At 71.4% G+C, this 19,134-nt stretch carries 15 protein-coding genes; 4 read left to right on the top strand and 11 right to left on the bottom strand.

The features are described 5' to 3' along the window. Positions 1–116 precede the first annotated feature (116 nt). Both ACTWJ8_RS27595 and ACTWJ8_RS27590 read right to left on the bottom strand, forming a co-directional pair. Positions 117–1,763 carry a PucR family transcriptional regulator gene (locus ACTWJ8_RS27595; RefSeq protein ID WP_443260532.1) on the bottom strand — a complete coding sequence of 549 codons (1,647 nt, stop codon included), beginning with the start codon at positions 1,761–1,763 and terminating at the stop codon, positions 117–119. Between the two features lie 218 nt (positions 1,764–1,981). Further along, on the bottom strand, positions 1,982–4,348 hold the full coding sequence (locus ACTWJ8_RS27590) for an ATP/GTP-binding protein (protein ID WP_443260531.1): 2,367 nt from the start codon (positions 4,346–4,348) through the stop codon (positions 1,982–1,984). A 269-nt stretch (positions 4,349–4,617) separates the two neighbouring features. Between ACTWJ8_RS27590 and gabT the strand changes: the two genes are divergently transcribed. After that, positions 4,618–5,952, top strand: coding sequence for a 4-aminobutyrate--2-oxoglutarate transaminase (gabT, locus tag ACTWJ8_RS27585; protein ID WP_356389833.1), 1,335 nt, complete (start codon positions 4,618–4,620; stop codon positions 5,950–5,952). Positions 5,953–6,524: 572 nt separating this feature from the next. Further along, positions 6,525–6,956, top strand: coding sequence for a phosphatase PAP2 family protein (locus tag ACTWJ8_RS27580; RefSeq protein ID WP_443260530.1), 432 nt, complete (start codon positions 6,525–6,527; stop codon positions 6,954–6,956). On the opposite strand, the gene ACTWJ8_RS27575 is transcribed toward ACTWJ8_RS27580, so the two are convergent. The 8 genes from ACTWJ8_RS27575 to ACTWJ8_RS27540 all read right to left on the bottom strand — a co-directional run bounded on the left by ACTWJ8_RS27575 (position 6,910) and on the right by ACTWJ8_RS27540 (position 16,763). After that, positions 6,910–8,739 carry a chitinase gene (locus ACTWJ8_RS27575; RefSeq protein WP_443260529.1) on the bottom strand — a complete coding sequence of 610 codons (1,830 nt, stop codon included), beginning with the start codon at positions 8,737–8,739 and terminating at the stop codon, positions 6,910–6,912. The two genes, ACTWJ8_RS27580 and ACTWJ8_RS27575, sit on opposite strands and share 47 nt — an antisense overlap. Positions 8,740–8,829: 90 nt before the next feature. Further along, positions 8,830–9,288, bottom strand: a complete 459-nt coding sequence (locus ACTWJ8_RS27570) for a hypothetical protein (protein ID WP_356389839.1) — start codon at positions 9,286–9,288, stop codon at positions 8,830–8,832. 163 nt (positions 9,289–9,451) lie between these two features. Continuing rightward, complete coding sequence (locus ACTWJ8_RS27565) at positions 9,452–10,888, bottom strand: NAD(P)/FAD-dependent oxidoreductase (protein WP_443260528.1); 1,437 nt, start codon at positions 10,886–10,888, stop codon at positions 9,452–9,454. Positions 10,889–10,918: 30 nt separating this feature from the next. Then, entirely contained in the window at positions 10,919–11,707 is a 789-nt protein-coding gene (locus ACTWJ8_RS27560; protein ID WP_356389843.1) for an ABC transporter permease, read from the bottom strand. Next, positions 11,707–12,639, bottom strand: coding sequence for an ABC transporter permease (locus ACTWJ8_RS27555; RefSeq protein WP_443260527.1), 933 nt, complete (start codon positions 12,637–12,639; stop codon positions 11,707–11,709). The genes ACTWJ8_RS27560 and ACTWJ8_RS27555 overlap by 1 nt, the downstream gene beginning before the upstream one ends. Then, positions 12,636–13,808 (bottom strand): ABC transporter ATP-binding protein, encoded by a 1,173-nt coding sequence (locus ACTWJ8_RS27550; RefSeq protein WP_443260526.1) that lies wholly within the window; start codon positions 13,806–13,808, stop codon positions 12,636–12,638. Before ACTWJ8_RS27550 ends, ACTWJ8_RS27555 begins: the two co-directional genes overlap by 4 nt. Before the next feature lie 72 nt (positions 13,809–13,880). Continuing rightward, positions 13,881–15,134 (bottom strand): polyamine ABC transporter substrate-binding protein, encoded by a 1,254-nt coding sequence (locus ACTWJ8_RS27545; protein WP_356389850.1) that lies wholly within the window; start codon positions 15,132–15,134, stop codon positions 13,881–13,883. A gap of 75 nt (positions 15,135–15,209) precedes the next feature. Next, complete coding sequence (locus ACTWJ8_RS27540) at positions 15,210–16,763, bottom strand: gamma-aminobutyraldehyde dehydrogenase (RefSeq protein WP_356389852.1); 1,554 nt, start codon at positions 16,761–16,763, stop codon at positions 15,210–15,212. Between the two features lie 226 nt (positions 16,764–16,989). Here ACTWJ8_RS27540 and ACTWJ8_RS27535 point away from each other — a divergent pair, with 226 nt between their 5' ends. After that, the gene (locus tag ACTWJ8_RS27535) at positions 16,990–17,538 is read left to right on the top strand and encodes an NADAR family protein (RefSeq protein WP_356389854.1); all 549 of its coding nucleotides are present in this window, start codon (positions 16,990–16,992) and stop codon (positions 17,536–17,538) included. A 26-nt stretch (positions 17,539–17,564) separates the two neighbouring features. Here ACTWJ8_RS27535 and ACTWJ8_RS27530 read toward each other — a convergent pair whose 3' ends face one another. After that, positions 17,565–17,975: a DUF4190 domain-containing protein gene (locus ACTWJ8_RS27530; protein ID WP_356389856.1), complete on the bottom strand. Its 411-nt coding sequence runs from the start codon at positions 17,973–17,975 to the stop codon at positions 17,565–17,567. Positions 17,976–18,045: 70 nt separating this feature from the next. Here ACTWJ8_RS27530 and ACTWJ8_RS27525 point away from each other — a divergent pair, with 70 nt between their 5' ends. Beyond that, positions 18,046–19,134, top strand: coding sequence for an adenosine deaminase (locus tag ACTWJ8_RS27525; protein WP_356389860.1), 1,089 nt, complete (start codon positions 18,046–18,048; stop codon positions 19,132–19,134).

Here is a 19,134-nt window from a genome sequence, read left to right as displayed (position 1 = left end):
TGCGTGTGACCACGGTAGGTCGGGAGTGCGGGGTCTCGGTTTGGCCGGGGTGGAGTAGTCGCGGGCGACGATTGGCCGTTTTGGAGCGCCGCTTTGGAGTGCCGGCCGAACCGGCCCTACGTCCCGGTCGCCTTCAGCGCCAGCCACAGCTCCATGCGGACGTCCGGGTCGTCCAGGGAGCGGCCGAGGATCTCCTCGACGCGGCGCATCCGGTAGCGCAGGGTGTGCCGGTGCACCCCGAGGTCGGCCGCCGCCGCGTCCCACTGGCCGTGCCGGGAGAGCCACGCCTTGAGGGAGCGGACCAGGTCGCCGCGGCCCGTGGCGTCGTGGTCGCGCAGCGACCGCAGGAGGCCGTCCGCGAAGGCGCGGACCGCGTCGTCGCCGAGGAGCGGCAGCACCGAGCCCGCCGCGACGTCCTCGTGCTCGACGAGGATCCGGCCGCGTCTGCGGGCGACGGAGAGCGCCTGTTCGGCCTGTTTGTACGCGGTGACCGCCGCGATCGGCCCGGCGGGCGCCGAGAAGCCGATGACCAGTTCGTCGTCGGAGGAGTTCTCGCCGCGCGTGGCCTCCAGGGCCTCCGCGTACTGGAGGCAGGCCTCGGCCGCCGCTCCCCCGTCGACGGCGAGCAGCACGAGCCGCTCCCCGTCGGGCACGACGAGCAGCGCCTCGCCGGAGCGCGCCGCCGCGGACTCCACGACGTCGGCGAGGACCGGCAGCGGCCCCGCCCCCGCCCCGCCGGCCCCGGTCGCCGCCTCCGCGAGGAGCGCCGCCGTCCCGGTCGACGGGGTCCCGGCCGCGGGCGCCACCCCGCTGGGCGGCGGCGCGACGGCGTCGGCGATGACCATCCGGAACGGCGCGTCGAGCAGCGCCCCGTAGAGGTCGCCCGCGACGGCCCGCGCGTGGTCGGGCTCGCCCGCGAGCAGCATCCGCAGGACGGCCGCGCCGATCCGCTGCTCGGCGGCGTAGAGCGCGCGGGAGCGTTCGGTGGTGAGGGTGAGGAGGGCGATCGCGGAGTGCAGGGCGTACCGCTCGGCCGTGCCGAGGGTCGCGGCGGTGCCGACGGCGAGCGCCGCGCGGGGACGCCGTCCGGTGCCGATGGAGTGCAGTTCGACCCGGTCGTCCGAGCCGCTCTCGACGACGGCGCTCGCGGGGGCGGGCCGGTCCCTGAGGCGCTCGACCTCGGCGGTGAGGCGGGCGGCGCGGCGGCCCGCCCAGTCCGGGGCGGTGGCGACGACGGCGCCCGAAGCGTCGTACAGCGCGGCCCAGCCGTCGACCTGCCCCGCGAGCACGGCGAGCACGCCCTCGGGGCCGCTGCCGAGCGCCTGCTTGGTCAGCTCGCGCTGGGCGGCGAACCCGGAGGTGACGGCCTTGTACTGCTCGGCGGCGATCGCCGCGGACACCGCCTTGCTGATGGCGATGAACGGCGTGCGGGGCGGCACCGCGAGCAGCGGCAGGCCCTCGCTCTGCGCCGCCTTGACGAGTGCCTCGGGCACGTCGTCGTAGTTGACGCCGACGGCGAATCCGAGGCCGACGACGCCGGCGCCGACGAGCCGCTTCACGTAGCGGCGCATGGCCTCGGGGTCCTCGGCGTCCAGCTTCAGCGCGGTGATGAGCAGGAGCTCGCCGCCCTCCATGTACGGGACGGGGTCTTCGAGCTCGCTCACGTGCGCCCAGCGGACCGGGGTGTCCAGGTGCTGCTCGCCCGCGCGCACGCCGAGCTTGAGCGCCGAGTGGTGGACGAGCGAGGCGAGCGTGGGCGGCATGGGCCAGGCCTTCGGGTGAGCGGGTGTACACGGGGTCCGGGCGTACAGATGGATCTTGTGAAGCTTTTGGCCGGTCCGTATGAACGACCAGTGTTGATTCTGCCTCACCGTACGTACCACTGGCGCCCGGCCCCTGGGAAGCTCACTGAACCTTCAGGCCCCTCAGGGCTTCCTCAGACGCTTTTCAGCCCCTCGCTCAGCCCTCGGTCGGCCCCTCGTCAGCCCCTCAGGTCGACGAGCAGCGGGGGCGCGTGCTCCCCGCGCACGGTGGTGAGCGAGAGCACCGCGTGCCCCGGCGGCACCGCGTGCGCCAGGTCGGAGGCCGACCAGCGCTCGCGCTCGACCTTGCGGACCGTGACGGCGTCCGTGGTGACGGCCTTCCCCGTGACCATCTGGCGCATCTTGTAGAGCGCGCGGGTCACCGGCGCCTGCGCGTACACGGCGTGCTGCGCGACCTCCTCGGTCTCCACCCATTCGGTGCCCCATGCCTCGGCGAAGCGCCTGCCGTCCCATGTGGTGACGCCGGAGAACGCCATGCGGCAGCCGACGGCCGCGTACAGCGGCCCCTGGAGGGGTTCGGCGACCTCGCCGATGGTGCGCAGGCCGAGCACCACACCGGCGTGCGCGGAGCGCAGCCGCTGGATGCCGCGGACCGTCTCCGGGGTCACGGTGCGCGCCGCGTCGTCGAGGACCATGCACGCGAAGTGCGAGCGCTGCCCACGGGCCCGTACGACGGAGGTGAACTGGGCGAGGAGCAGCCGGGCGAGCAGTCGGGACGCCTCCTCGTGGCCCTGCTCGGGCAGGTCGACGCGGACCCGCAGCGGGTGGTGGACGAGGGCCCGTACGGAGAACGGGCGGGCCGCGTCCGGGTCGAAGGCGCCCGCGAAGACCGGCCGGTCGAGGAGGGCGAGGCGGTCGGCGAGCAGCGGCCCCGGATCGCTCGCGGTGCCGAACTGGCGCTGCCGCGCGTCGAGTTCGCGGCGCATCGGGGAGTCCGCCGCGAGCCGCGCCGTGAGGTCGGCGACGGCGTCCCTGCCGCCCTCCAGGAGTTCGCGCAGCACGGGAACGGCGGGGAACGCGCCGTGCGCCTCGCGGTAGGGGCCGAGGAGCTGGGCGAGCGCCGTGGCGGCGCGCCGGGTGACGCCCTGCTCGTCGGCGGACAGGTCGCCGATCAGGCCCTCGGCGAGGAAGCCCGCGGCCTCGTCGGCGTCGCTGGCGCCCGCGTACAGGTCGAGGTCGTGCACCGACGCCCGGTCGCCCGGCCTGACCACCACGTCGTACGCCTCGTCGGGGCCGAGCGGAGTGCCCTCGGCGCACACCGCGAGGACGGCGCACTGGCGGGTGAGGGCCTGGAGGGCGAGGGACTCGACGACGGGCCGTACGACGCCCGCGGTCTTGCCCGCGCCGGGCGGGCCGACGGCGAGCAGCGAGGTGCCGAGCAGGCTCGGGTCGAGGGCGACGCCCGCGCCACGCAGCGCGTACGGGTTGCGCTCGTCCCGCGCGTAGGAGCCGATCCGCACCTGGCCGACGAGCAGGTCGTGGGCGGCGGCGCGGCCCGGCAGATCGCGCTGGCCCGAGGGGTGCGCCCACGCGCCGGCGCCCTGCTCGACGACGGTCTTGGTGAAGGCGGCCGGGTCGGCGGTGGTGCGCCAGGCGTGGGTGACGCGGGCGCAGTCGACGTCGTTCATGCGGCCGCCCGCGACCTCGGCGGTGAGCACGTCGGCGGCCCGGTCCTGGCCGGCGTCGCGCAGCTGCGCCCAGTTCGCCTGCGCGGGCGGCGCGGTGGGGCGGGGCGGGGCCTGCCTGGCGCGGCGCGCGGAGAACGCCTCGAGCCAGCCGCCGATCCGGGCGAAGGGCCACAGCACCGCGAGCGTGATCAGGGCGTACAGCAGATAGGCGAGGACCGGGACCTGGAAGAAGCCGTAGCCACCGGTGACGAGGACGACGAGGGAGAGGACCGGGTCGGCGATCGGCAGCGGCCGCCAGTCGAGGCCCAGCGCGTCCGGCCACACGAAGACGAGGACGCCCACGGCGGCGACCGAGGCGATGACGGCGCGGGCCGGCTGCGGGCGGTTCACGACGAAGTGCTTGATGCCCTCGGCCCAGGCCCCGAACCGGCCCACCAGAAGGACGAGCAGCCCGAAGGCCACCCCTTCGTAGACGACGAGCGCGTCGTACGCCTTGGGGTCGCGCGGCGACGTCGTGCCGGGGAACCACCATTCGTCCGGCGTGAAGATCTTCAGCGGCGCCCACTGGTACGGCAGCGTGCCGCGCCGCCACAGGCTCCACAGAAACACGCCGACCAGGAACGACACCGCCATCCACAGCAGCAGCTTGCGGCCGACCGCGGCCGTGTCCTGCTGGGGCGGCCGGGGCTCGTACTCGTACCGCCACACCCCCGGCTGGGCCTTGGGGCGCCGCGCGGCGAGCCACTCGGCCACCGAGCCGCGGGGTGCGCTCGGGGCCTGCCGGGGCATCGGCGGGGCGACGGGCCGGGGCGGTCGCGCGGGGCGCGGCACCGCCGTGGCCCGCAGCTCCTCACCGCCCGCGCCCCGCGTCTCCTGCGTGCCGCCGTCGCTGTCCATGACGTAGCCCCCTGACCTGCCGGTCCGTCCGTGCCGTGTGCGTCGATCGGGCCTCAATCTAATGCCCGCACCAGGGGAGTTCACCGCATACGCGCCCCATGGCCCGGCACCGGTGACGAACCCACACCTGTCCAAGACGGACAACACACATCGCCGACCCTGCCCGGATGGAGCATGACCGCCCCGCTCCCCCGCCCATAACCTGCGGGAAACCCCCCGAAAGCAGCCCCGGCGAAACCGGGACCGGATTCCAGAACCAGGAGCCCCGCATGAGCGACATCCCGCAGGAGCGCCGCGTCGTCACCGCCATCCCCGGCCCGAAGTCGCAGGAGCTGCAGGCCCGCAGGAACGCCACCGTCGCCGCCGGCGTGGGCTCCACGCTGCCGGTCTTCACCGCCAAGGTCGACCGCGGCATCATCGAGGACGTCGACGGCAACCGCCTGATCGACTTCGGCTCCGGCATCGCCGTGACCTCCGTGGGCGCCTCCGCCGAGGCCGTGGTCCGCCGCGCCTCCGCCCAGCTCCAGGACTTCACCCACACCTGCTTCATGGTGACGCCGTACGAGAGCTACGTCGCGGTCGCCGAGGCGCTCGCCGAGCTGACGCCGGGCGACCACGCCAAGAAGTCGGCCCTGTTCAACTCGGGCGCCGAGGCCGTCGAGAACGCCGTCAAGATCGCCCGCGCCTACACCAAGCGCCAGGCGGTCGTCGTCTTCGACCACGGCTACCACGGCCGTACGAACCTGACGATGGCGCTGACCGCGAAGAACATGCCGTACAAGCACGGCTTCGGCCCGTTCGCCCCCGAGGTGTACCGCGCCCCGCTCGCGTACGGCTACCGCTGGCCGACCGGCGCCGAGAACGCCGGGCCCGAGGCCGCCAAGCAGGCCATCGAGCAGATCTCCAAGCAGGTCGGCGCGGACAACGTCGCCGCGATCATCATCGAGCCGGTGCTCGGCGAGGGCGGCTTCATCGAGCCGGCCAAGGGCTTCCTGCCCGCCATCCGCCAGTTCGCCGCCGACAACGGCATCGTCTTCGTCGCGGACGAGATCCAGTCCGGCTTCTGCCGCACCGGCCAGTGGTTCGCGTGCGAGGACGAGGGCATCGTCCCGGACCTGATCACGACCGCCAAGGGCATCGCGGGCGGTCTGCCGCTCGCCGCCGTCACCGGCAAGGCCGAGATCATGGACGCCGCGCACGCGGGCGGCCTCGGCGGCACCTACGGCGGCAACCCGGTGGCCTGTGCCGGTGCGCTCGGCGCCATCGAGACGATGAAGGAGCTCGACCTCAACGCCAAGGCGAAGGAGATCGAGTCGACGATGAAGACGCGCCTGTCGGCGATGCAGGAGAAGTTCCCGGTCATCGGCGACATCCGCGGCCGCGGCGGCATGATCGCCGTCGAGCTGGTCAAGGACCCGGCCACCAAGGAGCCGAACCCGGAGGCCACCGCCGCGCTCGCCAAGGCCTGCCACGCCGAGGGCCTGCTCGTCCTCACCTGTGGCACCTACGGCAACGTGCTGCGCTTCCTGCCGCCGCTCGTCATCGGCCAGGAGCTCCTGAACGAGGGCCTCGACATCATCGAGAACGCCTTCGCCGCGCTCTGAGCGCCCTCCTGTTGTCGGCCCCCTCAAAGGCGCTCCGACAACAGGAGTCACACCGCCCGATCGTGACGACGCGGACCGCGACGCTTCCGTGACCTGCGACGACGGTCGGGGCGTGTGAAGAAGCTGTGCGGGGGCGATGGGATGTTGCCGAACCGGCTGTCGCACCCTGAGCCCCTGCCGTACGGTTTCTGCAGATGAGAGAAACACCCCGCTCGCAGGAGACTGCGGGCGAAACCGGGTCGAGGCCTCCCCAGCTTCGCCCTGGTCGTGCCCTCGCGCACACACCCGGAGCTTCCGGCTCCGGAACTCCTCACCGGTCGGACGATCGCTCGCCCCAAACCCCCCGGGGCGCGCGACACGCCGACCAGCACGGCCGGTTCGGAACCACCCCCCCTGTTCCGAACCGGCCGGCCATCTTTTCGGCCCTCTTCGCGGCCCTTCTCTTCGCCGTACTCACCTGGCAGGTCGCTGCCGAAGGCCCCCTCCTCGCGTACGACGAGCGGCTCGGTGACGCGATCCGCACCGGCCCGATCCCCTCGGGCCCCGCCGAATTCCTCGCGGACCTCGGCAACATGTCGGTCGCGCTCCCGGTCCTCGCCGTCACCCTCGCGTACGTCGTGTGGCGCACCCGCGCCTGGTTCCCCGCGCTCGTCGCCGTCCTCGCAATGGCGCTCGTCCCCGCGCTCGTGGCCCCGCTCCAGTCCCTCCTCGCCCGGCCCGGACCGCCCCCGATGGCCCCGGACACGGGCTTCTACCCCTCGGGCCACGCCGCGACGGCCGCCGTCGCCTACGGCCTCTGCGCCCTCCTCCTCCACCACCGCCTCCTGCCCCACGGCTGCGCCCTCCTGAACGCGGCCGTGGGCCTGGGCCTCGTCCACCAGGGCTACCACTGGCCGGCGGACGTGGTGGGGAGCTGGTGCGTGGCGGTGCTGCTGCTGTGCGCGGCGGCGTACGCGATCAGCCGAAGTAGCCGTCGAACGTCTTCTGGAACTGCCAGGAGTTGAAGCGGTCCCAGTTGATCGACCACGTCATCAGGCCGCGCAGGGCGGGCCAGGTGCCGTGGGTGGTGTACGAGCCGCAGTCGGTCTTCTTGGTGAGGCAGTCGAGGGCCTTGGTCGTCTCCGCGGGTGACACGTAGCCGTTGCCCGCCTGGGTGGAGGCCGGCATGCCGATGGCGACCTGGTCGGGGCGGAGCGGCGGGAAGACGTTGTTCGCGTCGCCCGCGACCGGGAAGCCGGTGAGCAGCATGTCCGTCATGGCGATGTGGAAGTCGGCGCCGCCCATGGAGTGGTACTGGTTGTCGAGGCCCATGCTCGAGCCGGAGTTGTAGTCCTGGACGTGGAGGAGCGTCAGGTCGTCGCGCAGCGCGTGGACGACCGGGAGATACGCTCCGGCGCGCGGGTCCTGGCCGCCCCATTTGCCGGTGCCGTAGTACTGGTAGCCGAGCTGGACGAAGAACGTCTCAGGGGCCATGGTCAGCACGAAGTCGGAGCCGTACTTGGCCTTCAGGGTCTTGACCGCCGAGATCAGGTTCACGATCACCGGGGTCTTGGGATTCTTGAAGTCGGTGTCGTCCGCGTCGAGGGAGAGGGAGTGGCCCTCGAAGTCGATGTCCAGGCCGTCGAGGCCGTACTCGTCGATGATCTTCGAGACGGAGGAGACGAAGGTGTCGCGGGCTGCGGCCGTGGTGAGCTGGACCTGGCCGTTCTGGCCGCCGATGGAGATCAGGACCTTCTTGCCCGCGGCCTGCTTGGCCTTGATCGCGGCCTTGAAGTCGGCGTCCGACTCGACGCCGGGGCACTCGGTGGCCGGGCAGCGGTCGAAGCGGATGTCCCCGGAGGTCGTCGAGGTGGGTTCGCCGAAGGCGAGGTCGATGACGTCCCAGCTGTCGGGTACGTCGGCGAGGCGGGTGTACCCGGCCCCATTGGCGAAGCTCGCGTGGAGGTAGCCGACGAGGGCGTGCGCCGGGAGGTCACCGCCGGTCTCGCCGCCGGGGCCCTGGGCCGTCGTCGCCGTCACCGGCGCCGACTTCGCGGACTCGCCCGCGTCGTTCAGGGCGGTGACCTGGAAGCTGTACGCGGTGTCGGGCGTGAGCCCCGTCGCCGTGGCCGAGGTCCCGGTGACCGTCCGATCCTTGGCGCCGTTGCGGTACACCGCGTAGCCCGTGGCGCCCGGCACCGCCGACCAGGACAGGCCGACGCTGGTCGCGGTGACGGCCGATGCCTTGAGGCCCGTGGGCGCGGCAGGCGGCGCCGGGGCGTCGGCGCCGGGCCCGAGCAGGCTGATGTCGTCGGCGGTGTAGGCGGGGCTGCCGTACCAGCCGTGCGTGTAGATCGTGACCCTGGTCGTGGCGGGGCCAGTGCGGAAGGTGGTCGTGAGCTTCTGCCAGTCGGCGGCCGACGGGGTCCAGGTCGACACGTCGGTGGTGCCGGTGCCGCTCGCGCCGAGGTACACGTAGCTGCCGCGGACGTACCCGGACAGCGTGTACGTGGAGTCGGGCTTGACGGTGACGGTCTGGGCGCACTGGGCGTTGTCGGCGGCGGTCGGGGTGGCCTGGAGGGCCGATGTGCCGCCGTGGACGGGTGAGTTGACGTTTCTGCCGGTGGTGGACGTACAGGTCCAGGCGTCCAGGCCCGACTCGAATCCGCCGTTGCGGGCGAGGTCGGCGTCGGCCGCGGTCGCGGTGGTGGACAGGGCGGTGAGACCGGTCGCGGCGAGCGCGGCGGCGGTGAGCGCGGTCAGGGCCGTGCGCGCCCTGCGGGGACGAAGGGGTCTGGAGCGGGACATGGCTGCCTCCGGGCATGGCGGGGAAACGAGCACCGTGGAGCGCGCCCAACTTGGTCCAGACCAATTGAGTTGTCAAGGGTCCGGTCTCCCCTACTCCTCTTCGTCCCGCGCCAGTTGGGCCGCCGCCTCGTGCATGGCGAGCTCCAGGAGCGCCGGGTCCGTGAGCGTGCCCGAGCCGTCCGGCGGCACGAGCCAGCGCACGCCGCCGGCGAGCCGGCCCGGGTACGGCACCACGATCCAGGTGCCGCGCCCGGCCGCGCGCACGCCGGTGCCGAGCCAGCGGGCCGCCGTGCCCGGAGGCACGAAGAAGCCCATGCGCGCGGCGCCGAAGTCCGCGAGCACGGGCCCCGGCCGGTCGAGCACCCGGCGCAGCACGTCGAGCGTCGGGTAGCCCAACTCCCCCGGCAGGATCAGCACGTCCCACCGCTCGCCCGCGGGCAGCAGCGCCACCCCGTGCGGATTGCGTTCCCACTCCCACCGGCAGGCGTCCGGATCCGGTGCCACGGACACCAGCCACTCGACGGCGGCCTTGTCCCCCGAGCCAGTCATGACGGGGCCTCCTCGTTCAGATCGACGCTGATCGTCACGAACGAGAGGGCGAACCGGGCCGAGCATTACGCGACTTCGGTTGCCTGAAGGCAGTGAATTTTCTCCGCCGTCTTCGACCGGGGCGCACGCCGGTGGCCGCGGGGAGGCGCGCGGGGGTGGAACGCTAGCTGTCGAAGCCCAGGCCGACCGCGTCCATGGCCTTCAGCCACAGGTTCCTGCGGCCGCCGTTCTCGTCGGCGCGGGCCAGGGACCACTTGGTGAGGGCGATGCCGGTGGACGCGAAGGGCTCCGGCGGGAACGGGAGCGGCTTCTTGCGCACCATCTCCAGCTCCGTGCGCTCCGTGCGCTCGCCCGACAGCAGGTCGAGCATCACGTCGGCGCCGAACCGGGTCGCGCCGACGCCGAGGCCCGTGAACCCGGCGGCGTACGCCACCCGGCCCGCGTGCGCCGTGCCGAAGAACGCGGAGAAGCGCGAGCAGGTGTCGATGGCGCCGCCCCACGCGTGCGTGAAGCGCAGCCCCTCCAACTGCGGGAAGCACGTGAAGAAGTGTCCCGCCAGCTTCGCGTACGTCTCGGGCCTGTGGTCGTGCTCGGCCCGCACCCGGCCGCCGTACGGATAGATCGCGTCGTAGCCGCCCCACAGGATCCGGTTGTCCGCGGACAGCCGGAAGTAGTGGAACTGGTTGGCGGAGTCGCCGAGGCCCTGCCGGTTCTTCCAGCCGACCGAGGCCAGCTGCTCCGCGCTCAGCGGCTCCGTCATCAGCGCGTAGTCGTACACCGGGACCGTGTACGCGCGGGTGCGCTTGACGAGCGACGGGAAGACGTTCGTGGCGAGCGCGGCGTGCCGGGCGAAGACGCGGCCGTACGGGGTGCGGACCGCGACGCCCGCGCCCTTCGACGACAGCTCCGTGGCGGGGGTGTTCTCGTAGACCCGCACGCCGAGGTCGACGCAGGCGCGCTTGAGGCCCCACGCGAGCTTCGCCGGGTGCAGCATGGCGACGCCGTCGCGGTCGTACATCGCGCCGAGGAAGGTGGGCGAGTCGACCTGTTCGCGGGTCTGGTCGGCGTCGAGGAGTTCGACGCCGTCGGCGAGGCCCGCCTCGCGCAGTTCGCCGTGGAACTCGCGCAGTTCGGCGACCTGGTGCGGCTGGGTCGCCACGTCGAGTTCGCCGGTGCGCTCGAAGTCGCAGTCGATGGAGTAGCGGGCGACCGCCGCCTCGATGGCGTCGAGGTTGGCGGCGCCCAGCTCCTCCAGCTTCTTGATCTCGTCGGGCCAGCGGGCCAGCCCGTTGGCAGTGCCATGCGTGAGGGAGGCGGCGCAGAACCCGCCGTTGCGCCCGGAGGCGGCCCAGCCGATCTCGCGGCCCTCGACGAGGACCACGTCGCGGTCGGGGTCGCGCTCCTTGGCGATGAGCGCCGTCCACAGCCCGCTGTAGCCGCCGCCCACGACGAGCAGATCGCAGCGCTCGTCCCCGGTCAGGGCCGGGCGGGCATCGGGGCGGCCGGGGTCGTCGAGCCAGTAGGCGACCGGCTTGGCGTCGGCCAGCGCCTCCAGAGAGACCGGTGAATTCTTCCAGCGATTCATGGCACGTGCGGCCATGATTCCAACTCCCTCACAACACAGTGCGCATCAAGCGGTTTTGTTCTTGCGCTTTCCGATGGTCATTGCAACCAGCACACACAGTACGGCGACCAGGAACATGGCCGTACCGATGACATTGATCTGGACGGGCGTGCCGCGCTGCGCCGAACCCCATACGAACATGGGGAAGGTGACGGTCGAGCCCGCGTTGAAATTGGTGATGATGAAATCGTCGAAGGACAGCGCGAAGGCGAGCAGCGCGCCCGCCGCGATACCGGGCGCGGCGATCGGCAGCGTGACCCTCAGGAAGGTCTGCACGGGCCCCGCGTACAGGTCCTGCGCCGCCTGCTCCAGGCGCGGGTCCATCGACATCACGCGCGCCTTCACCGCGGTCACCACGAAGCTGAGGCAGAACATGATGTGGGCGATGAGGATCGTCCAGAAGCCCAGCTGGGCGCCCATGTTGAGGAAGAGCGTGAGCAGCGAGGCCGCCATCACGACCTCCGGCATGGCCATCGGCAGGAAGATCAGCGAGTTGATCGCGCCGCGCGCCCTGAACCGGTAGCGGACCAGCGCGAAGGCGATCATCGTGCCGAGGACGGTCGCCCCGATCGTGGCCCACAGCGCGATCTGGAGGCTGAGCGAGAGCGATCCGCACATGTCGGCGACGCCGCACGGGTTCTTCCAGGCGTCCGTCGAGAACGCCTGCCACTCGTAATTGAAGCGGCCCTTCGGTTTGTTGAAGGAGAAGACGGTCACGACGAGATTCGGGAGCAGCAGATAGCCGAGCGTGATCAGGCCCGCAATGACGACGAGGTTCTTTCGCAGCCAGCGCATCAGACGAGGTCCTCCGTCCCGGAACGACGGATGTAGAAGGTGACCATGACGAGAATGGCCGCCATGAGGATGAAGGAGAGCGCCGCCGCCGTCGGATAGTCCAGAATGCGCAGGAACTGCGTCTGGATGACGTTTCCGACCATGCGGGTGTCGGTGGAGCCGAGCAGGTCCGCGTTGACGTAGTCGCCGGCCGCGGGGATGAACGTCAGCAGCGTGCCGGAGACGACGCCGGGCATCGACAGCGGGAACGTCACCTTGCGGAACGTCGTCGCGGGCGAGGCGTACAGATCGCCCGCCGCCTCGTGCAGCCGCCCGTCGATCCGCTCGAGCGAGGTGTAGAGCGGCAGGATCATGAACGGCAGGAAGTTGTACGTGAGTCCGCACACCACCGCGAGCGGGGTGGCGAGCACCCGGCTGCCGTCGGTCATGCCGAGCCAGCTCGTGACGTCGAGGACGTGCAGCGAGTTGAGCACGCCCACGACCGGGCCGCCGTCCGCGAGGATCGTCTTCCACGCGAGCGTACGGATCAGGAAGCTGGTGAAGAACGGGGCGATCACCAGGATCATGATGAAGTTGCGCCAGCGGCCCGCGCGGAACGCGATGAGGTACGCGAGCGGGTAGCCGAGCAGCAGGCACAGGACCGTGGCGAGGCCCGCGTACAGGACGGACCTGAGGAACTGCGGCCAGTACTCGGACAGCGCGTCCCAGTACGTGGCGAAGTGCCAGGTGACCTTGAAGCCGTCTTCAAGTGACCCCTGCTGTACGGAGGTCGACGCCTGGTAGACCATCGGCAGGGCGAAGAAGATCACCAGCCAGAGGATGCCGGGCAGCAGCAGCCAGTACGGGACGAGGCGGCCGCGCTTGCGGGGCCTGCGCGGCTCTTCCGTGGGAGCGGGCGCCGCCGGGGGCGCGTCGGAGAGTGTCGTGCTCATGCGGCGGCGTCCTCCGAGACCTTCGCGGCGCCCGCGTCGATGTCCTGGGCTGCATCGAGTCCGAAGGTGTGCGCCGGGTTCCAGTGCAGGACGACCTCGGCGCCGGGGGCGAGGCGGCTGTCGCGCTCGATGTTCTGCGCGTAGACCTCGAAGGAGTCGCACAGCGGGCTGTCGACGACGTACTGCGTGGAGACGCCGATGAACGAGGAGTCGGCGATGCGGCCGGTGATCCGGTTGCGGCCCTCGGGGATCTCGCCCGCGTCGTCGGCGTGCGTGAGCGAGATCTTCTCGGGGCGCACGCCGAGGAGCAGCTTGTCGCCGGTCGACGTGGTGCGGGCGGAGTTGCGGGCGGCGGGCAGGACGAGTTTGCAGTCGCCCGCCTTGAGGGTGAGGTCGTCGCCGGCCCGGCCCGCGATCTCGGCCTCGATGAAGTTCGAGGTGCCGAGGAAGTTCGCGACGAACGTCGAACCCGGGTTCTCGTACAGGTCCGTGGGGGCGCCGAGCTGCTCGACGGTGCCCGCGTTCATCACAGCGACGGTGTCGGCCATCGTCATGGCCTCCTCCTGGTCGTGCGTGACGTGCACGAAGGTGATGCCGACCTCGGTCTGGATCCGCTTGAGCTCCAGCTGCATCTGGCGGCGCAGCTTGAGGTCGAGGGCGCCGAGCGGCTCGTCGAGGAGGAGCACCTTGGGGTGGTTGATGAGCGCGCGGGCCACGGCGACGCGCTGCTGCTGGCCGCCGGAGAGCTGCTGCGGCTTCTTGCGGATGTGCTCGCCGAGCTGCACCAGGTCGAGCATCTCCTCGACCTGCTTCTTCACCGACTTGATGCCGCGGCGGCGCAGGCCGAAGGCGACGTTCTCGTAGATGTCGAGGTGCGGGAAGAGCGCGTACGACTGGAAGACGGTGTTCACCGGGCGCTTGTACGGGGGCAGGGACGTGACGTCCTGGTCGCCGAGGTGCACGGTGCCGGTGGTGGGGTCCTCGAGCCCGGCGATCATGCGCAGCGTCGTGGTCTTGCCGCAGCCGGACGCGCCGAGCAGCGCGAAGAAGGAGCCCTCGGGCACGGTGAGGTCGAGCGGCTGGACGGCGGTGAAGCCGTTGTCGTACGTCTTGCTGATCCCGGAGAGACGGACGTCTCCGCCGGTCTCCGACGTCGTGAAGGTCGTCATGGTGAGTCCAAGAAGTCGGTGCGGGCAGGGGCGGTGCGGTGCCGGTGGGGGCGAAGGGCGGAGGGCGGTGGATCAGCCGCCGGTGAGCTGGGCGAACTTCTGCTCGAACGCCGTGTCTTCCTTGGCCGTCAGGGAGCGGAAGCCGTGCGCCTTCGCCGACATCTTCTTGTCGGGGACGATCAGCGGATCGTTCGCCACGTCCTTGTCGATCTTGGCGAGTTCCGGCTTGACGATGCTCGTCTCCAGCGGCGAGACGTAGTTGATCCAGGCCGCGAGCTCCGCGCCGACCGCCGGCTCGTAGTAGTAGTCCATGAGCTTCTCGGCGTTCGTCTTGTGACGCGCCTTGTTGGGCACCAGCATGTTGTCGGTCGACGAGATGTAACCGGCGTCCGGAATCGCGAACTTGACGTGCGGGTTGTCCGCCTGGAGCTGCACGACGTCACCTGCCCAGGCGAGACAGGCCGCGAGGTCGCCCTTGCTGAGGTCGGAGATGTAGTCGTTGCCGGTGAAGCGGCGCACCTGCTTCTTGTCGACGGCCTTCTGGACGCGCGCGATCGCCGCGTCGAAGTCGTCGGACGTGAAGTCGGCGGGGTCCTTGCCCATGTCGATGAGCGTCATGCCGATGGTGTCGCGCATCTCGGACAGCAGCCCGACCCGGCCCTTCAACTTGGGGTCGTCGAGCAGCTGCGAGACCGAGGTGATCTCCTTCCCGCCGGTGGCCTTGGTGTTGTACGCGATGACCGTCGCGATGCCCTGCCAGGGGTAGGAGTAGGCGCGGCCCGGGTCCCAGTCGGGGTTGCGGAACTGGGAGGCGAGGTTGGTGTACGCGTGCGGCAGGTTGGCCGGGTCGAGCTTCTGCACCCAGCCGTAGCGGATCAGGCGCGCGGCCAGCCAGTCGGTGAGGATGATGATGTCGCGGCCGGTGTCCTGGCCCGCGGCGAGCTGCGGCTTGATCTTGCCGAAGAACTCGACGTTGTCGTTGATGTCCTCGGTGTACTTGACCTTGATGCCGGTGCGTTTGGTGAAGGCCTCGAGCGTCGGACGGTGCTTCTCGTCGTCGCTCATGTCGATGTACTCGGTCCAGTTGGAGAAGTTGATCACCTTCTCCTTGGCCGAGTGGTCCTCGGACGAGATGCCGCCCGAGGACTTGCTCGCCGCCGGGATGCCGCAGCCGGTGAGGGCGCCGAGCCCGCCGAGGGCGAGCGCGCCGCCGGCCGAGGCCCGCATCAGGGAACGGCGGGACATCGCGGCCCTGCCGTTCCTGAAGCTGCGGTGCATGGCGGCCAGTTGGGCCGGGGACAGGCTGTCGGGCTCGTACTGCTCCATGCGCGTGGTTGCCCTTTCGGGAGGTAGGCGGCCGCTGGTCGGACGGCCTGGCCACCCGGCGTAGCCGGATGATCGTTACGGTCGGTCCCCGAAGATCGTGCGGTGCCAGTCCTTGCGCACCACCGCTGTGTTGTCGAACATGACGTGCTTGATCTGCGTGTACTCGTCGAAGGAGTACGCGGACATGTCCTTGCCGAAGCCGGACGCCTTGTAGCCGCCGTGCGGCATCTCGCTGAGGATCGGGATGTGGTCGTTGACCCACACACAGCCCGCCTTGATCTCACGCGTGGCGCGGTTGGCGCGGAACACGTTGGTGGACCAGGCGGAGGCGGCGAGCCCATAGGGGGTGTCGTTCGCGAGCGCGATGCCCTCGTCGTCGCTGTCGAACGGCAGCACGACGAGGACGGGCCCGAAGATCTCCGACTGCACGATCTCGCTGTCCTGCGCGGCGTCGGCGATCAGCGTCGGCCGGTAGTACGCGCCGGCCGCGAGATCGCCGCCGGGGGCCTCGCCGCCGGTCACCACGCGCGCGTACCCGCGCGCCCGGTCGACGAATGCGGCGACGCGGTCGCGCTGGGCGTGCGAGATGAGCGGCCCGAGGTCGGTGTCGGGGGCGAACGGGTCGCCGAGGCGGACGGTCTCCATGAGGGCGGCCGTCTTCTCCACGAAGGCGTCGTAGAGCGGACGCTGCACGTACGCGCGCGTGGCGGCGGTGCAGTCCTGCCCGGTGTTGATGAGGGCGCCGGCGACCGCGCCGTGCACGGCGGCGTCGAGGTCGGCGTCGTCGAACACGAGGAACGGGGCCTTGCCGCCGAGCTCCAGGTGGAGCCGCTTCACGGTGGCCGTGGCGATCTCGGCGACCCGCTTGCCGACGCCCGTGGAGCCGGTGAAGGAGGTCATGGCGACGTCCGGGTGGCCGACGAGGTGTTCGCCGACATCCTTGCCCGCTCCGGTGACGACGTTGACGACACCGTCGGGGAGGCCCGCCTCGGTGGCGGCCTGCGCGAAGAGCAGGGAGGTGAACGGGGTCAGCTCGGCCGGCTTGAGGACGATCGTGTTGCCCGCCGCGATCGCCGGGAGCACCTTCCAGGCGGCCATCTGCAGCGGGTAGTTCCACGGCGCGATGGAGCCGACGACCCCGATGGGCTCGCGACGCACGTACGAGGTGTGGTCGGCGCTGTACTCGCCCGCGGACCGCCCCTCCAGGTGACGGGCGGCGCCCGCGAAGAACGCGGCGTTGTCGACCGAGCCCGGCACGTCGAACTCGCGGCTCAGCTTGAGCGGCTTGCCGCACTGGAGCGACTCGAGCAGGGCGAATTCCTCGGCCTTCTCGTCGAGCACCGCGGCGAACCTGTGCATGGCGTCGGAGCGCTCGCCGGGCGTGGCCCCCGACCAGCCGGGGAAGGCCGCGCGGGCGGCGGCGACGGCGGCGTCCACGTCGGCGGTGCCCGCCAGCTCGTACGTGTGGACCTCCTCGCCGGTGGCCGGGTCGACGACCGCGTGGTTCTGGCCCGACGTGCCCTTGACGAGGCGGCCCGCGATGAAATTCGCGCCGTCGGCGAAGCGTTCCTGTGCCAGTGCGGCCACGCTCTTGGCGGTGGCGGGGTGATCCGAGGTGGGGTGGTGCATGAGTGCTCGCTCTCGCTTCTCCTGCGTCGGCCCCGTCCCGAGGGCCGTCGCGGTTCCAGCCGTGGCTCCAGCTCGATTTGAGTGCCGATCCTGACAGAGGACCACTACGCCAACAAGTGATTCCGTTGTTGCCTTTTGGTTACGCGACGGAATCTGTCGGCCAGATGTCGAGTCCTCCTGGAAAACGCAGGACGGATTGTCAGTAGTACCTGCCAGACTCCCGTGTATGGAGATCGACAGCAGGGAATCGCTGATCGCGGCCCTGGAGGCGGGGACACGCGTGAAGTACCTGCACTTCTGGGGGCACGCGCCGCGCAAGGACGGGGCGCTCGGAGCGAGTTGCCTCAGCCAGTGGTGGCCTTCCCCGTTCACGGTGGCCGGGGTGGAGTACGGGACGGCGGAGCACTGGATGATGGCGGAGAAGGCCCGCCTGTTCGGGGACGCGGAGGCGGAGCGCAGGGCGGTTTCGGCCGGGCATCCGGCGGAGGCGAAGAAGGCGGGGCGCCTGGTGCGGGGCTTCGACGACGCGGTGTGGGAGCGGGAGCGCTTCCGGGTGGTCGTCGAGGGCAGCGTCCACAAGTTCGGGTCGGATCCGGCGCTGCGGGAGTTCCTGGTGGGGACGGGTGACCGGGTGCTCGTCGAGGCCAGTCCGCTGGACCGGGTGTGGGGCATCGGGATGGCGGCGGACGACGCGGGGGCGGACGATCCGGCGGCATGGCGGGGGCCGAATCTGCTGGGGTTCGCGCTGATGGAGGCGAGACGGCGGCTGCGCTGAGCCGCGCTCTCCGGGCCTCGGCGGCTTCAGGCCAGCACGGCGATCGCGATGCCCACGGCCGAGAGCAGCCCGCCGACACCGCAGATCAGCCCGGCGAGCGCCTGCCCGCCGTTGGTCGCGGCCCCCTGCCCGGCCCGGTGTCGGCCGATCACGCCGAGCACGATGGCGAGGACGCCGGTCACGAGGGCGACGGGCCAGGCGAGGAAGCCGACGGCGGTGACGACGCCGAGGACCAGGGCGGCGACGCCGATGCCGTTGCGGGGCGGGGCGACGGCGGGGGCGCCGAAGCCGGGGGCGTACATCTGGCAGGGCCAGAGGCCGGGACCCTCCGGGCCGATCGGCGGTGGCGGCACGGGCTCGTCCGGCGCCGCGTACGGATTGACGTACCCGTACGCGGAGGGCGCCGGCGGCGGGCGCCACGGGTCGTGCTCGCTCACCCGGTCATGCTAGGCGCCGCCCCGGCAGCCCGCCCGGCCCGCATACGATGACGAGGACCCCGATCAGCCGATCACCCACGTTCCTGGGGAGGAAACCGTGAGCCAGAGCCAGCGCCCCGAGCGGGACCTGCGCGCCTTCATCACCGGACTGCCGAAGGCGGAACTGCACGTCCACCACGTGGGCTCCGCCTCCCCCAGGATCGTCTCGGAGCTCGCCGCCCGGCACCCCGACTCCAAGGTCCCGACCGACCCGGAGCGGCTGGCCGAGTTCTTCACGTTCACGGACTTCGCGCACTTCATCCAGGTGTACCTGTCGGTGGTCGACCTGATCCGCACGCCGGAGGACGTCCGCCTCCTCACGTACGAGATCGCCCGCGACATGGCCCGGCAGAACGTGCGGTACGCGGAGCTGACGATCACCCCGTTCTCGTCGGTGAAGCCGTCCGTCGGCATCGACGAGCGCGGGTTCATGGACGCGATCGAGGACGCCAGGAAGTCTGCGGAGGCCGAGTTCGGGACGGTGCTGCGCTGGTGCTTCGACATCCCCGGCGAGGCGGGCCTGGAGTCTGCCGAGGTGACCACCCGCCTGGCGACGGACGACGCGCTGCGGCCTGAGGGCCTCGTGTCGTTCGGGCTCGGCGGGCCCGAAGTCGGCGTTCCGCGCCCGCAGTTCAAGCCGTACTTCGACCGGGCGCGGGCGGCAGGCCTGCGCAGCGTCCCGCACGCGGGCGAGACGACCGGGCCCGGCACGGTGTGGGACGCGCTGACCCACCTGGGCGCCGAGCGGATCGGCCACGGCACGTCGTCGGCGGACGACCCGAAGCTGCTCGCGCACCTCGCCGAGCACGGCATCCCGCTGGAGGTCTGCCCGACGTCGAACATCGCGACGCGCGCCGTCGACACCCTCGACGAGCACCCGCTGCGCCGGTTCGTGGACGCGGGCGTGACCGTGACGATCAACTCCGACGACCCGCCGATGTTCTCCACCGACCTCAACAACGAGTACGCGGTGGCGGCCCGCCTCCTCGACCTCGACGAGCGGGGCGTGGCGGAGCTGGCGAAGAACGCGGTGCGGGCGTCGTTCCTCGACGAGGTCGGCAAGGCACGGATCGCCGCCGAGATCGACACATACACGGCGAACTGGCCGACCACGGCCTGA

Source organism: Streptomyces sp. SDT5-1 (assembly GCF_052245995.1).
Taxonomy (GTDB): domain Bacteria; phylum Actinomycetota; class Actinomycetes; order Streptomycetales; family Streptomycetaceae; genus Streptomyces.
This window is presented reverse-complemented; position numbering and strand designations above follow the sequence as displayed.